At 69.0% G+C, this 15,152-nt stretch carries 13 protein-coding genes; 7 read left to right on the forward strand and 6 right to left on the reverse strand.

All coding sequences use genetic code 11. The annotated features are described in order from the left end of the window. Positions 1-40: 40 nt before the first annotated feature. Both ACJASC_RS14175 and ACJASC_RS14180 read left to right on the forward strand, forming a co-directional pair. The gene (locus ACJASC_RS14175; protein ID WP_415146579.1) at positions 41-712 is read left to right on the forward strand and encodes an ABC transporter ATP-binding protein; all 672 of its coding nucleotides are present in this window, start codon (positions 41-43) and stop codon (positions 710-712) included. Beyond that, positions 709-3,234 (forward strand): ABC transporter permease, encoded by a 2,526-nt coding sequence (locus ACJASC_RS14180; RefSeq protein WP_415146581.1) that lies wholly within the window; start codon positions 709-711, stop codon positions 3,232-3,234. Before ACJASC_RS14175 ends, ACJASC_RS14180 begins: the two co-directional genes overlap by 4 nt. A gap of 39 nt (positions 3,235-3,273) precedes the next feature. Here the strand turns inward: ACJASC_RS14180 and ACJASC_RS14185 are convergent, their stop codons facing one another. After that, positions 3,274-4,164, reverse strand: a complete 891-nt coding sequence (locus tag ACJASC_RS14185; protein WP_415146582.1) for an NAD(P)/FAD-dependent oxidoreductase — start codon at positions 4,162-4,164, stop codon at positions 3,274-3,276. An 88-nt stretch (positions 4,165-4,252) separates the two neighbouring features. Beyond that, the gene (gltX, locus tag ACJASC_RS14190) at positions 4,253-5,572 is read right to left on the reverse strand and encodes a glutamate--tRNA ligase (protein WP_415146583.1); all 1,320 of its coding nucleotides are present in this window, start codon (positions 5,570-5,572) and stop codon (positions 4,253-4,255) included. 61 nt (positions 5,573-5,633) lie between these two features. Between gltX and ACJASC_RS14195 the strand changes: the two genes are divergently transcribed. Together ACJASC_RS14195 and ACJASC_RS14200 are read left to right on the forward strand one after the other, a co-directional pair. Next, complete coding sequence (locus ACJASC_RS14195; protein WP_021693753.1) at positions 5,634-6,053, forward strand: metallopeptidase family protein; 420 nt, start codon at positions 5,634-5,636, stop codon at positions 6,051-6,053. A gap of 85 nt (positions 6,054-6,138) precedes the next feature. Then, entirely contained in the window at positions 6,139-7,068 is a 930-nt protein-coding gene (locus ACJASC_RS14200) for an MBL fold metallo-hydrolase (protein ID WP_415146584.1), read from the forward strand. Here ACJASC_RS14200 and ACJASC_RS14205 read toward each other — a convergent pair whose 3' ends face one another. Beyond that, positions 7,069-8,532, reverse strand: coding sequence for an MFS transporter (locus tag ACJASC_RS14205; RefSeq protein ID WP_415146585.1), 1,464 nt, complete (start codon positions 8,530-8,532; stop codon positions 7,069-7,071). Between the two features lie 27 nt (positions 8,533-8,559). After that, positions 8,560-8,988, reverse strand: coding sequence for a DUF1801 domain-containing protein (locus ACJASC_RS14210; RefSeq protein ID WP_415146586.1), 429 nt, complete (start codon positions 8,986-8,988; stop codon positions 8,560-8,562). 248 nt (positions 8,989-9,236) lie between these two features. Here ACJASC_RS14210 and ACJASC_RS14215 point away from each other — a divergent pair, with 248 nt between their 5' ends. Then, positions 9,237-10,988 (forward strand): MORN repeat-containing protein, encoded by a 1,752-nt coding sequence (locus ACJASC_RS14215; protein WP_415146587.1) that lies wholly within the window; start codon positions 9,237-9,239, stop codon positions 10,986-10,988. Between the two features lie 4 nt (positions 10,989-10,992). Here the strand turns inward: ACJASC_RS14215 and ACJASC_RS14220 are convergent, their stop codons facing one another. Both ACJASC_RS14220 and ACJASC_RS14225 read right to left on the reverse strand, forming a co-directional pair. Further along, complete coding sequence (locus tag ACJASC_RS14220; protein ID WP_415146588.1) at positions 10,993-11,658, reverse strand: SDR family NAD(P)-dependent oxidoreductase; 666 nt, start codon at positions 11,656-11,658, stop codon at positions 10,993-10,995. Next, entirely contained in the window at positions 11,648-12,361 is a 714-nt protein-coding gene (locus ACJASC_RS14225) for an SDR family oxidoreductase (RefSeq protein WP_415146589.1), read from the reverse strand. The genes ACJASC_RS14220 and ACJASC_RS14225 overlap by 11 nt, the downstream gene beginning before the upstream one ends. A 91-nt stretch (positions 12,362-12,452) precedes the next feature. Here ACJASC_RS14225 and ACJASC_RS14230 point away from each other — a divergent pair, with 91 nt between their 5' ends. Together ACJASC_RS14230 and ACJASC_RS14235 are read left to right on the forward strand one after the other, a co-directional pair. Next, a complete protein-coding gene (locus tag ACJASC_RS14230; protein WP_415146590.1) occupies positions 12,453-13,253 on the forward strand; it encodes a glutathione S-transferase family protein in 801 nt (266 codons plus the stop codon). Positions 13,254-13,445: 192 nt separating this feature from the next. After that, positions 13,446-15,029: a 2-isopropylmalate synthase gene (locus ACJASC_RS14235; protein ID WP_415146591.1), complete on the forward strand. Its 1,584-nt coding sequence runs from the start codon at positions 13,446-13,448 to the stop codon at positions 15,027-15,029. Positions 15,030-15,152: the final 123 nt, after the last annotated feature.

Consider the following 15,152-nt stretch of genomic DNA (forward strand, 5'->3'; position numbering starts at 1 on the left):
GCCATATCGCTCGGAGCGTGTGCGAAGGAAGGCTCCCCCCATGACCGATCCCGTTCTCTCTCTGACCGATGCCGAGCTGACGCTCTCGGGCAATGCGGGGCCGGTGGAGATCCTGCACGGCATCACGCTCGACGTGACATCCGGCGAAACGCTGGGGCTGGTGGGTCCGAGTGGATCTGGCAAGTCGTCGCTCCTCATGCTCATGGGCGGTCTCGAGCGCGCCACCGGCGGCGCCGTCGCGGCGCTGGGCCACGATCTCACCGCGCTGGACGAGGACGCTCTGGCCCGGTTCCGCCGTGACAATATGGGGGTGGTGTTCCAGTCCTTCCACCTGATCCCGACGATGACGGCGCTGGAAAATGTCGCGATCCCGCTGGAACTGGCGGGCGCGCGCGACGCGCATGAGCGCGCCGAGGCGCAGCTGATCGCCGTGGGCCTCGGCCACCGCGCCGGGCACTACCCCGGTCAGCTCTCGGGCGGCGAGCAGCAGCGCGTGGCGCTGGCGCGCGCCACCGCGCCGCATCCCAAGATCCTTCTGGCCGACGAGCCCACCGGCAACCTCGACGCCGCCAACGGCGCGCAGATCATGGACCTGCTGTTCGACCTGCGCGACCGGCATGGTGCGACGCTGGTCATGGTGACCCATGCGCCCGAACTGGCCGAGCGCTGCGACCGGGTGGTGCGTCTGACCGACGGGCGGATCTCGGCATGAGCGCGCGCCTCGCCGCCCGTCTCGCCCGGCGCGAGCTGCGCGGCGGCTTGCGCGGCTTCCGTATCTTTCTGGCCTGCCTCGCGCTGGGCGTCGCCGCCATCGCCGCCGTCGGCATGGTGCGTTCGGCGATCCAGTCGGGGCTGGAGCGCGAGAGCGCCGCGATGCTCGGAGGCGACGCCGAGATCGAACTGACCTACCGCTATGCCAATGACGAGGAACGCGCATGGATGCGCGCCACCGCCTCGACCGTGTCCGAAGTCGTCGATTTCCGCGGCATGGCGGTGGTCGAGCGCGACGGCGAGACCGAGCGCGGCCTGACCCAGATCCGTGCCGTGGGCGACGCCTATCCGCTGGTGGGTCAGGTCCGGCTGGAGCCAGAAATACCACTCGACCGGGCCTTTGCGGGGGCGGACGGCCTGCCCGGCATCGTCATGGAGCGCGCGCTGAGCGACCGGTTGGCCCTCGCTCCGGGGGACCGGGTGCGGCTCGGCACGCAGGAATTCGTGCTGATGGCGGTGCTGGCGGGCTATCCCGACAGCGCGGCGGGCGGCTTCGGCCTCGGGCCGCGCAGCCTCGTTCTGGCGCGCGACCTCGAAGCCTCGGGGCTCTTGGCCGAGGGCACGCTGTTTTCTTCGCATTACCGGCTCGACCTGCCCGGGGGCGCCGATCTGCAGTCGCTCGAGGACGAGGCCGAGACGCGGTTCGAGGGTAGCGGCCTGCGCTGGCGCGACGCGCGGCGCGGCGCTGGCGGCACCGAGCGTTTCGTGGACCGGCTCGGCTCGTTTCTGGTGCTGATCGGTCTGTCCGGCCTCGCCGTGGGCGGTGTCGGCATTTCGGCGGCGGTGCGCGCCTATCTCGCCGGCAAGACCGAGACCATCGCGACGCTGCGCACGCTTGGGGCGACGCGGGCGACGATCTTCCTGACCTACTTTCTCCAGATCGGCGCGCTGACGCTGCTGGGCCTCGCCATCGGCCTCGTGCTGGGGGTGCTCGCGCCGCTGGCGCTGGCGCCGCTGATCACCGCGCGGCTGCCGATCCCGGCAGAGTTCGCGGTCTATCCGCGCCCGCTGATCGAGGCGGCGCTCTACGGCGCGCTTGTCGCTATGATCTTCACGCTCTGGCCGCTGGCGCGGACCGAGAACGTGCGCGCGGCGACGCTGTTTCGCGACGCGATGGGGGCGGGGCGCGCCCTCCCCCGGCGACGCTACATGGGCGCGATCGCGGCGCTTCTGGCGGTGCTTCTCGGGGCGGCGGTGCTGTTTTCGGGCACATGGCGGCTGACGCTCTCGACGGCGGGCGGCATCGCAGGGGCGCTGGTGCTGCTGTCGCTGGCGGCCTTGGGCGTGCAGGCCCTCGCGCGGCGCTTCGGGCGTGGCCTGCGCGGGCGTCCGGGTCTGCGCCTGGCGCTGGGCGCCATCGGCAAGCGCGGCGGCGAAACCGGATCGGTGGTGCTGTCTTTGGGCCTTGGCCTGTCGGTCCTCGCCTCCGTGGGGCAGATCGACGGCAACCTGCGCCGCGCCATCGCGGACGACCTGCCCGAGGTCGCGCCCGCCTATTTCTTTCTCGACATCCAGCCCGACCAGATCGAGGGATTCCGCGCGCGGCTCGATGGCGACGCGCAGGTCAGCCGCACCGACAGCGCGCCGATGCTGCGCGGCATCATCAGCGAGATCAACGGCCGCCCCGCGCGCGAGGTGGCCGACCACTGGGTGCTGCATGGCGACCGGGGCCTGACCTATTCCGCCGCGCCGCCCGATGGCGAGGATATCGTCGCGGGTGACTGGTGGGCCGAGGACTACACCGGACCGCCGCTCGTGAGCTTTGCCGAGGAAGAGGCGATGGAGATCGGTCTGGGCCTTGGCGACGAGATCACCGTCAACGTGCTGGGCCGCGACGTGACCGCGACCATCGCCAATCTGCGCCGCGTCGATTTCGGCTCTGCCGCCATCGCCTTCGTGATGTCGATGAACCCCGGCGCCCTCGCCGGTGCGCCGCATAGCTGGATCGCCACGGTCTATGCCGAGGAAGAGGCCGAGGCCGCGATCCTGCGCGATCTGGCCGACGCCTATCCCAACATCACCGCGATCCGGGTGCGCGATGCCATCGATCAGGTGACGCGGGTGATCGACGGCATCGCGGCGGCCACCCGCTACGGCGCGGCGGCGACCCTTCTCACCGGGTTTCTGGTGCTGATCGGCGCGGCGGCGGCGGGCGAGCGGTCGCGCACCTACGAGGCGGCGATCCTCAAGACGCTGGGCGCCTCCCGGGCCCGCATCCTCGCGAGCTTCGCTTTGCGCGCGGCGCTTCTGGGGGCCGCCGCCGGGCTGGTGGCGCTGGGCGCGGGCATTCTGGGCGGCTGGGCCGTGTCGTATTCCGTGATGGAAACCGAGTTCTCGGTGATCTGGTCCTCGGCCATCGGCATCGTGCTGGGCGGCGCCTTGGCGAGCCTTCTGGCGGGCCTCGGCTTTGCGTGGCGTCCGCTGAAGGTCCGTCCCGCGCAGGTGCTCAGGGCGCAGGACTAGGGACCGGGGACCGGGGACCGGGATCCAAAGATTGGAGGCCTAGTCCGCAAGCAGCCTGTTGTGGATCGCCGTGGTCGCCACGGCGGCGTGGCCCATGCCATGGGCAATCTGGTCGAGGCCCGCCACCACGTCGCCGATGGCAAAGAGGCCTTTGACGTCGGTTTCGCAATGCGCATCCACCGGGATGCAGCCGGCGTCGGTCAGCGTCGCGCCGAGATCGCGGGCGAGGTCGGAATGCGGATCGGTGCCCAGCGCGACATAGAGCGTGTCGAAGCGCGCCACCTGCCCGTCTTCCATCTCGACCACGATATTATCGCCGTCGAGCCGGATGTCGCGGCGATGCGATGGCAGGATCTTGAGCCCGGTCCGCGACAGCGCCCGTTCATCATCATCGTCGAGCGGCGCGTGTTCGGGGCGCACTACGGTCACGTCCTCGGCGTAATGCCGTACGAAGCGTCCTTCGGCGACCGCATGCGGTCCCGAGCCGAGGATCGCCACCTTGCGGCCACGCACCTCGTAGGCGTCGCAGATCGGACAGTAGCGGATCAGCCCCCGCGCCACCCCCTCGTCATGAATCTCCTCCGGGATCCGGGGCGGGCGGTTGGTGACGCCGGTGGCGAGGATCAGCGTCCGGGCCTCGATCGCGCCGCCATCCGCCTCGACCCGAAAGCCGCCCTCGATGCGGCTGGCCGTCGTCGCGCGATCGCGGCGGATCTCGACGTCGTAATGGCCGAGCTGGCGGCGCATGTTGTCGAGAAGCTCCGGCCCCTCGATCCCGTCGGGGTATCCCGGCAGGTTGCGGGTGCGCGGGATGCGATGCGCGCGGGGGCGGCCCGCGTCGAACAGCACCGTGTCGCGCAGGAACCTCGCCATGTAGATTCCGGCGGTCAGGCCCGCCGGGCCGCCGCCCACGATGATGCAATCGCGCATGATCCGTCTCCCGCCTGTCAAAGGCGGGAGATATGGCGCGTGCCGATCCGGTCCAGCCCGCCGGGGTGGGACCGGTCGTCGCGGCGGGTCAGACCTGCGGCTTGACCCGCATCAGCGCCATGACATCGGCCATTTCGGGACCGTGATCCATGCCGGTGACGGCGCGGCGCAGCGGCAGGAACAGGCCGCGGCCCTTGCGCCCGGTCTCGGCCTTCACCGCGTCGGTCCACTGCTTCCAGGTCTCGGGGCCGTAAGGCGCGTCGCCCAGAAGTCCGAGCGCCTGTGCCACGAACTCCGCGTCCTCGGGCTCGGCGCGACCGGCGCGGCCGTCGCGGAACACCGCCCACCATTCGGCGATGGTCGCGCGGGTCTTGAGGTTCTCGCGCACCACGGCCCAGAACGCCTCGGCCAGATCGTCGGGCACGCCCGCCGCCGCCACGTCTTCGGCCACCTCCGACAGCGGCTGCTGCGACAGCCAGCGCGCGGTCAGCGGCTCCAGATCGGCGGGGTCGAACTTGGTCGGGGCCGAGCCGAAGGTGGCGATGTCGAAGCCCTCGATCACCTCCGCAGGCGTCTGGCGCAGCTCGACAGGCTGCGAGGAGCCCAAGCGCGCCATCAGGCTCAGGATCGCCATCGGTTCGATGCCAGCGGCCTTGAGATCGCGCAAGGACAGCGTGCCGAGCCGCTTGGACAGTGCCTCGCCCTGCGGGCCGGTGAGCAGGGAGTGATGCGCGAAGCGCGGCGGCTCATAGCCCAGCGCGCGGATGATCTGGATCTGCGTCGCGGTGTTGGTCACGTGGTCCGAGCCGCGCACCACGTCGGTGATGCCCATCTCGGCGTCGTCGACCGAGGAGGCGAAGGTGTAGAGCACCTGCCCGCTTTCCTTGATCAGCACCGGGTCCGACACGCTCGCGGCGTCGATGGAAATGGGCCCGAGGATGCCGTCCTCCCACTCGATCCGCTCGCGGTCGAGCTTGAAGCGCCAATGGCTGCCGCGCTCGGCGCGCAGGCGGTCCTTTTCGGCGTCGCTGAGATCGAGCGCGGCGCGGTCATAGACCGGCGGCTTGCCCATGTTGAGCTGCTTCTTGCGCTTGAGATCGAGCTCGGTCGGGGTCTCGAAGCATTCATAGAGCCGCCCGTCGGCCACCAGCTTCTCGCGCGCCGCCGTGTAGCGCTCCACCCGGCCCGACTGCCGCTCCACCCGGTCATGGGTGATGCCGAGCCAGTCGAGCGCCTCGAGGATGCCATCCACGTATTCGGGTTTCGAGCGTTCCTGATCGGTGTCGTCGATGCGCAGGATGAACTCGCCGCCCTGCTGGCGCGCGATGGCGTGGTTGAACAGCGCGGCGCGCAGGTTGCCGATATGCAGCCAACCGGTGGGGGACGGGGCGAAACGGGTCGTGGTCATGGGGCTCTCCTGTTCGTGACGGCTCTTTCACAGGCGGGCCGTTTTGTCCATATCGGGGGCCATGGACAGCACATCCGACCCCTTCGCGGGCAGCCCCCTCGCGCCCTCCCTCGACGAGATCGAGACGATCGCGCGCCATGTCATCGAGACCCTGCCCGAGCCGTTCCGAGCGGCGGCGCGCGAGGTGGCCCTCAGGGTCGTCGATTTCGCGCCCGACGACATCCTCGAACAGATGGAGATGGAGCCGTTCGAGCTGACCGGGCTCTATGACGGCACGCCGATGACCGAGAAGTCGAACTGGGACGTGCCGCACGGGCCCGACGTGGTCTGGCTGTTCCGGCGGCCGATCCTCGACGAATGGGCCGAACGCGGCGACGTCACCGTGGCCGAGATGGTGGCGCATGTGACGGTGCATGAATTCGCGCATCACTTCGGCTGGTCCGACGACGACATCGCCGCGATCGACCAATGGTGGCTATGACGCACAGCCCCTGTGCGCGCCACAGCTAGGCGAGGATGCCCTGCGCGCTATCCTCTGTTGGAACTCAACGCAGAGGAGACCTCAGATGTCCCATTCGATCAGCCGCCGTGCGGCACTCATGGCCGGCGCGGCGCTGCCTCTCGCGGCAAGCGCGGGCCTGCCCGGCACCGCCACCGCACAGGCCGCTCCGGGCGGTGGGGTCGAGCTTCCGACCCACCGCGCCTTCACGCTGGGCGACGTCACGGTGACCACCTTGCTGTCCGGCAGCCGCGTGGTGCCCGACCCGCATTCGATCTTCGGCCTCAACGTCGATGACGAGACCTTCGCGCAGGTCAGCGAGGAGAACTTCATTCCCTCCGACGAGGCGCGCTTCTTCTTCAACCCGGTGCTGGTCGAAGCGGGCGGAAACGTGATCCTCGTCGATACCGGCAACGACGCGGCGGGTATCACCGCAGCCCTCGAAGCCGCGGGCAAGCAGCCCTCCGACGTCACTCATGTGGTGCTGACCCACATGCATGGCGACCATATCGGCGGGCTGATGACCGAAGGTGGAGAGAAGACATTCGCCAACGCCTCGCACCATGCGGGCCGGGTCGAGTTCGACCATTGGGCCGAACAGGGCAACGAGGGGTTCGAGGCCAAGGTGCGCCCGCTGGAAGGAGAGCTGCAGTTCATCGAGGATGGCGACACGGTCGGCCCGCTCACCGCGATGGCGGCCTTCGGCCACACGCCGGGCCACCTCGTCTTCACCGTCACCGGGAGCGAGGGCGAGCTTTTGCTGATGGCCGATACCGCCAACCACTATGTCTGGTCGGTCGGCGAGCCCGACTGGCATGTGAGCTTTGATTCCGACAAGGAAATGGCTGTCGAGACGCGGCGGCGGGTGCTGTCGATGGCGGCCGAGCGCAAGATGCCGGTGATCGGTTATCACATGCCCTTCCCCGGTGCGGGCTATGTCATGGCGGTGGATGACGGCTTTGCCTGGGTGCCGCATAGCTACCAGCTGACGCTCTGATCACTCCGCCGGGGCGGGCTCGGGTCTGTCGCTGCCCCCCCGCCCCGGCCTGATTTCCGGCACGAGGCGCGGCTCTGGCAGCCGCCAGACCAGAAGCGCCACGGCGACGAAGGCGGCCGCGTTGAACCACAGCGCGGCCGTCATCGCGTCCGGATAGCCGCCCCCGCCGCGCAGCAATCCGAAGAAGAGCTGTCCCATCACCGCCACGCCCAACGCTCCGCCGACCTGCTGAAAGCTCTGCAGCGCGCCTGAGCCCGCGCCGGTGTCGCGGTCGGCCACGTTGGCAAGCACGGTCTGGAACAGCGGCGAGACGGCGGTGCCGAGGCCCAGCCCGGCGAGGCCCAGCGGAAGGATGAAGGCCATGCGCGACAGGGCCCCGCCCTCTTCGGGCAGCACCATCCGCAGCGCGGTCATGCCGATCACCAGCAGCACCGCCCCCGCCGTGATCCGCTGACGCGGCCAGCGCGTGCCGAGGCGACCCGACAGGATCGACGCGCCCAGAACGCCCAGCGAGAACGGCATGGTGGTGACGCCCGACTCGAGCGGGGTCAGGCCGTTGCCGATCTGAAGAAAGATCGCGAAAACGAGGAAAAAGCCCGGAATTCCGGCAAAGAGCAGCGTCGCCAAAACCGAGCCGGTGACATAGTCGCCATTGGCCAGAAGGCTCGCGGGGATGAGCTGCGGCGCGCCGCGCGCGGCCTGACGTCGCTGCCACAGCACGAAGCCCAGCCCCACGGGGACCGACACCCCCATCATCGCGAAGATCCAGACGGGCCAACCGAGCTGACGCCCCTCGATCAACGGGAACAGCAGCAGCATCAGCCCCGTCCCCGCCAATGCCATGCCAACGAGATCGAGGCGCAGCGCCTTGTCGCCGGGGATCTTGGGCACGTAGCGCATGGCCCCCGCCACCGCGATCACGCCCACGGGAATGTTGACGAGGAAGATCGGCCGCCAGTCGAGACCCATGATGTCGGCGCCGATGAGAAACCCGCCCAGCACCGGGCCGGTCACGCTCGCCAGACCTGCCGAGAGGCCGAACAGCGCGAAGGCCGCGCCGCGTTCGCGCGGCGGGAACAGCGCGGGCACGAGGGCGAGGGTCTGTGGCGTCATCATCGCCCCGCCGATGCCCTGCAGCACGCGGGCGGCCACGAGGCTGCCGATGCCGGGCGCGAGGCCGCACAACGCCGAGGCAATGGTGAAGACCACAACGCCGATCACGAACATGCGCCTGCGCCCGACCACGTCGCCCAGCCGGCCAGCGGGCAGCAAGAACAACGCGAAGCTCAGGATATAGGCGGCCACGACCCATTCGATCTGGCTGTCGGTGGCATCGAAAGCCGCCTGCAGCGACGGGATGGCGACGTTGACGATGGTCACGTCGATCAGGTTCATGAAGCCCGCCACCAGCAGGGCCGCCATGGCGATCCAGCGGCCCCTGAGGGGCGTGTCGTCTTCGGTCATGGCGATCCTTGGCAGACGGGGCCCGCCTCAGATCGGATGCACCGGCGAAAAGCCCTCCAGCCGGTCGAGCCCGTGCCGGATCAACTCCGCCAGAACGCCGCGATCCACATCGGCGAGCTTGTTGATGTAGAGGCACGATTTGCCGAGCCGATGTTTGCCCAAGCGGGCGAGGATCGGGTTGGCCGCGTCGTAGCCGGGCATGATGTAGAGCACCAGATGCGCCTTTCGAGGCGAAAACCCGGTGGCGAGGAAACGCCCCGAGCGGCCGCTTTCGTAGAGATAGTCATACGAGCCGTAGCCGACGATCGATGCCCCCCACATCTGCGGCACGAAGCCCGTCGCGTCGCGAAACAGCGCATCGAGGGCGCGGCCTTCCTCGCGGCGGCGATCGGGCGTCACCGCGTTCAAAAACGCCTCGACGCTCTCGGTCGTGGGTCTGGTCTTGTTTTCGGGCATGGGACCTCCGCGGGTCTGGTGCATCGGGGCGAGAGTAGTCGCAGCCCGTGCCTGCGCAAGCGTCGCCGTGCGGCATGCGCGCTCCGATCCATGGGCCGACCTGTGGCCCGGCGGGCCCGACCCGCCAAGGACATGCCGGGGCTGTTGTCTTGGCTTCGGGCGGCCGCTACTCTGGCACGAAATCGGAAACAGGGGCCGGTCGAACCGGGCCCGGCGATCGGGGGCAATCGGTCATGTCGGCAGGAGCCATGCGCGCGTTCACTCTCGCGGCGGCAATCGGACTCGCGCAGGCGCCCGGCGCCATCGCGCAGGACGTCACCACCAAGCAATACGAGGATGGCGGCGTCTACGAGGGCACCTTTCTCAACGGTCGCCAGCACGGTCAGGGCAGCTACCGGCTTCCCAACGGCTATGAATACGTGGGCGAGTGGTTCGAGGGCGAGATCCGTGGCGAGGGTCAGGCCACCTTTCCCAACGGCTCGGTCTATGAGGGGCAGTTCGCGCGCGGCAAGCCCGAGGGCGTGGGCCGGATCACATTCGCCGATGGCGGCAGCTACGAGGGCGAGTGGGAGGACGGCAAGATCACCGGCCGTGGCACCGCCGACTATGCCAACGGCACCCGCTACGAGGGCGAGTTCCGCAACGCCATGCATCACGGCACCGGCACGCTGACGAGCCCGGACGGCTATGTCTACGAGGGGCAGTTCATCAACGGGGTCAAGGAGGGTGAGGGCAAGATCACCTATCCCGACGGCTCCACCTATGAGGGTATGCTCAAGGCGGGCGAACGCGACGGCGAGGGCACGCTCACCATGGCCGACGGGCTGCGCTACACCGGCGGCTGGGTCGACGGGCAGATCGAGGGCGAGGGCCGGCTCGAACAGCCCGGCGGCGATATCTATGAGGGCCAGTTCGTGGCGGGCAAGCGCGAGGGCACGGGCCGGGTCGAATACGTCAATGGCGATGTCTATGAAGGGGCCTTTCAGGCCGACCGCCGCCACGGTCAGGGCAGCTTTACCGGCACCGACGGCTACCGCTATGTCGGCGCCTGGGTCGAGGGCCGGATCGAGGGACAGGGCGAGGTCACCTATCCCGACGGGTCGGTCTATGTCGGCCAGTTCGAGAACGACCTCGCGCATGGCACCGGCAAGATCACCTATCCCGACGGCTCGACCTATGAGGGCGACTGGAAGGAAGGCGTGATCGAGGGCGAGGGCGTCGCGACCTACGCCAACGGCCTCGTCTACGAGGGTCAGTTCCTCAACGCGCAGAACCACGGTCGCGGCAAGATGACCTATGCCGACGGCTACAGTTATGAAGGCGAATGGGCCGAGGGGCAGCGCGAGGGCCAGGGCACGGCTACCTATGCCGACGGCACCGTCTATGAGGGTGGGTTCGAGGACGGGCAGCGCCACGGCACCGGCCGGATCACCATGCCCGACGGCTTCGTCTATGAAGGCGACTGGGTCGATGGCGAGATCGAGGGACGAGGCCTCGCCACCTATGCCAATGGCGACACCTATGAGGGGCAGTTCCGCAACGGGCGGCGGCAGGGCGACGGCGTGATGCGCTATGCCACGGGCGAGGTCGAGGAAGGCGGCTGGCGCGACGGGGCCTATGTGGGCAACGCGCCGGTGACCGCCCCCGAAGCGGTCCCGGCAGAGGACGAGGACGGATCCGGAGCGCCCGTCGTGGGAGACGCCCCCGAGGCCCCCGTTCCGGGAGATGGGTCGGCCACGCCCGTTCCGGGAGACGAGTCGGACACGCCCGTTCCGGGAGACGAGTCGGACACGCCCGTTCCGGGAGACGAGTCGGACACGCCCGTTCCGGGCGATGAACCGGCCGGGACCGGCACGGCGGACGGGGCCACGGAGGAGGAAGGGACCGCCGCCCCCGGCGAGACCGATGCTCCGCAGATCATCGAGGCCGATCCCGACGCGGGAGACGTGACCCTAGAAAGGGTGGAGCCTTCGCCGGACGAGACCGGCTCGGACGGTTGAGGCGCTACCAGGGCACCTCTTCGCCGCGCCAGTCGTAGAACCCGCCCGATTGCGACGGGTCGAGCCCCTCGATCACCTGCAGCAAGTTCTGTGCCGCCTCCTGCGCGGGGACCATCCGGTGCCGCCCCGCATAGGCGGCGGTGAACGCCGTCTCGACCGTGCCGGGATGCAGCGCCACGAGGATCGCGTCGCGGTCATGGCGCGCCAGCTCGATCGCGGCGCCATGCACGATCTGGTTCAGCGCCGCCTTGGAGGCGCGGTAGCCGTGCCAGCCGCCGATCGCGTTGTCGCCGATCGACCCGACCCGCGCCGACAGCACCCCCGCCCGGCCACCGGGCGCGAGCAGGCGCGCGAGATGCCGCAGGATCAGCGCCGGGCCGATGGCGTTCACCGCGAAAAGCCGCGCCATGGCGGCGGGGTCGATGGCCGAAAGGGATTTCTCCGGCCCCTGCCCTTCGGGCGCGAGAATGCCGATCGCCACGAGGATCGTGTCGAACGGGCCATCAATGCCGCCCATGACCCGCGCAACCACCTGCGCATCCGTCACCTCGAACCCGTCATCGCGGCGCGACAGGCGCGTGACCTCTGCGCCGCGCGCCTGCAGAGCCTCGGCCAGCGCAGCACCGATGCCGCCCGAGGCACCGATCACGAGGGCGCGTTCACTCGGCATAGATCATCTTGCGCGTCATGCCGCCATCAAGCACCACCTCCTGCCCGGTCATGAAGCCTGCGCCCGCGAGCCACAGCACCGCCTCGGCCACGTCCTCGGGGCGACCCGCCCGGCCCGCCGGGTGCTGGGCGTGGTCGATCTCGCGCAGTTCGTCCCAGCCCTCCGTGACGATCCAGCCGGGGGCGATGGCATTGACCCGGATTTCGGGACCGAGCGACACCGCGAGCGCATGAGTCAGCGCCGTGAGCCCGCCCTTGGCGGCGGCATAGGGCTCGGTGTTCGGCTCTGACTGGTGCGCCCGGCTCGAGGTGACGTTGACGATGGCGCCGCGCCGCGCGCGCAAAAGCGGCACGCAATGCTTGGTCATCAGCAGCGCCCCGGTGAGGTTGGTGTCGATCCAGCGCTGCCAGTCGCCGAGCGCCAGATCCTCGACCGGCCCGGCCTCGGGGCCCGCCAGCCCGGCATTGTTGACCAGAAGGTCCAGACCGTCCCAGCCGGTGGACGCCACGGCGGCGCGCACCGAAGCCTCGTCGGAGACGTCGCCGGTGATGGCGCGCACCCCCTCGGGCAGCCCCTCCAGCGCCTCAGCGTCGCGGTCCATCGCCGCGACCTGCCAGCCCTCCCGTGCCAGACGCGCCACGAGGCCGCGTCCGATTCCCTTGGCGCCGCCGGTGACGAGCGCGCGTTTGATATCCTGTGTCATGCGCCGCGACCTAGGCGACGCCGCGCCGTGGTCAATCCGTGACGGGTGCGGCGCGGCGTGGCATGATCGTTCCGCGCGAAGGAGGAACGCCATGGCCCGTGCGATCATCTATCACATCCCCGTCTGCCCGTTTTCGCAGCGGGTCGAGATCCTGCTCGCGCTCAAAGGGCTGACGGGCGCGGTCGAGTTCCGGGTGATCGACATCACCGAGCCACGCCCAGATTGGCTTCTGGAGAAGACCGGCGGCACCACGGCGCTGCCGGTGCTTGAGACCGAAACCGGTGGCATTCTCAAGGAGAGCCTCGTGATCCTGCGCTATGTCGAGGAGCGCTGGGCCGAGCCGCGCATCGCCAGCGCCGACCCGTTCGAACGCGGGATCGAGCGGCTCTTCATTACCCGCGAGGGGCCGTTCGGCATGGCGGGCTATCTCTACGTGATGAACACCGACCCCGCGAAGACCGACGAGAAGCGCGAGGCGCTGCTCGGGCATTACATCTGGCTGAACGGGATGCTGAAAAGGCACAACCCCAAGGGCACGTGGCTCTTTGACCGGTTCGGCTTGCCAGAGATTGTCTATACGCCACTGCTGATGCGGTTCTGGTTTCTGGAGCATTACGAGGGCTTCACGCTTCCCGACACGCCCGAATTCGCCCGCGTGGCCCGCTGGCGTGCGGCCTGCTTGGGTCACGAGGCGGCGCAGCAGGTCACGTCCGACCAGATCGTGAAGCTCTACTACGATTACGCCGTCGGCGCGGGCAACGGGGCGCTGCCCGAGGGGCGCAGGCGGTCGAGCTTCGCCTTCGAGCCGCATTGGCGCGACCGACCGATGCCGCTCGCCGACAAGTACGAGCGCATCGCCTCGGACGCCGAGTTGGGGCTTCTGACCGCTTAGGGGTTTTCATTGGCAAATCGGGCGATATAGTCCCGCCCATGAGCTGTAACGTCACTCTCTCGTCCCCCGCGGCCCTGCCCGCGCTCCGGACCCTTCTTCTCCTTACTCGCCTCTGAGCGTGCCATTCGGCGCGACCGCTCAGAGGGGACAATCGCGCCGGAGCAAGCACCCGGACCCGAGAGGATTTGAGAGATGACCACCACACCCGACACCCGCCCCGAGAACCGCGTCCTGATCTTCGACACGACGCTGCGCGACGGTGAGCAATCGCCCGGCGCCACCATGACCCATGCCGAGAAGCTCGAGATCGCCGACCTGCTCGACGAGATGGGCGTGGACATCATCGAGGCTGGTTTTCCGATCGCCTCCGAGGGCGACTTCAAGGCGGTGAGCGAGATCGCGAAGCAGTCGCGCAACGCCACGATCTGCGGCCTCGCGCGTGCCAACTACAAGGATATCGACCGCTGCTGGGAGGCGGTGAAACATGCCCGCTCGCCGCGCATCCATACCTTCATCGGCACCTCGCCGCTGCACCGCGCCATCCCGAACCTGACGCAGGACGAGATGGCCCAGCGCATTCACGACACGGTGACCCACGCGCGCAACCTGTGCGACAACGTGCAATGGTCGCCAATGGACGCGACCCGGACCGAGTGGGACTACCTCGCCCGGGTGGTCGAGATCGCGATCAAGGCCGGGGCCACGACGATCAACATCCCCGACACGGTGGGCTATACCGCGCCCGTCGAGAGCGCCGACCTGATCCGCCGGCTGATCGCCGAGGTGCCGGGCGCGGACGAGATCATCTTCGCGACCCACTGCCACAACGATCTGGGCATGGCGACGGCCAATTCACTGGCCGCCGTCGAGGGCGGCGCGCGGCAGATCGAATGCACGATCAACGGTCTGGGTGAGCGCGCGGGCAACACCGCGCTCGAGGAGGTCGTGATGGCGCTCAAGGTGCGCCACGACATCATGCCATGGGACACCGGCGTCGACACCCGCAAGATCATGAACATCTCGCGCCGGGTCGCCACCGTCTCGGGCTTTCCGGTGCAGTTCAACAAGGCAATCGTCGGAAAGAACGCTTTCGCGCATGAAAGCGGCATCCATCAGGACGGGATGCTCAAGAACGCCGAGACCTTCGAGATCATGCGCCCCGAGGATGTCGGTCTCGCTGGCACTTCGCTGCCGCTGGGCAAGCATTCGGGCCGCGCGGCGCTGCGCTCCAAGCTCAAGGCGCTGGGCTTCGAGATGGCCGACAACCAGCTCAACGACACCTTCGTGCGGTTCAAGGATCTCGCCGACCGCAAGAAGGAGGTCTATGACGACGACCTGATCGCGCTGGTGCGCCAGAACGAGGCGGTCTCCGACCGGGTCCGGCTCAAGTCGCTCAAGGTGATCTGCGGCACCGAAGGGCCGCAGCACGCGGCGATGACGCTGACGATCGACGACGAGGAAAAATCGGTCGACGCCACCGGTGACGGTCCCGTGGACGCCACCTTCAACGCGATCAAGGCGCTGTTTCCGCACGAGGCGCGGCTGCAGCTCTATCAGGTGGCGGCCGTCACAGAAGGCACCGACGCGCAGGCCACGGTGTCGGTGCGTCTCGAGGAAGACGGGCGCATCGCGACCGGCCAGTCGGCCGATACCGACACCGTCGTGGCGAGCGCCAAGGCCTATATCAACGCCGTGAACCGGCTTCTGGTGCGGCGCGAACAGACCGCCCCTGGCGCCGACATGAAGGGCGTGGGTTACATGGACGCGAGCGAGTGACAACCAAGGGGACACGGCGCGGGCCGCGTCCCTCCGGGGTGCCGGATTGCGGCGGTGCGGCGAAAATGCGCTGACACGGGGGCGCCTCGGCCCTTTCCGCGCCGCACCGCTATGCCTATAAGG

The organism is Limimaricola cinnabarinus (assembly GCF_047631075.1).
Taxonomy (GTDB): Bacteria; Pseudomonadota; Alphaproteobacteria; order Rhodobacterales; family Rhodobacteraceae; genus Limimaricola; species Limimaricola cinnabarinus.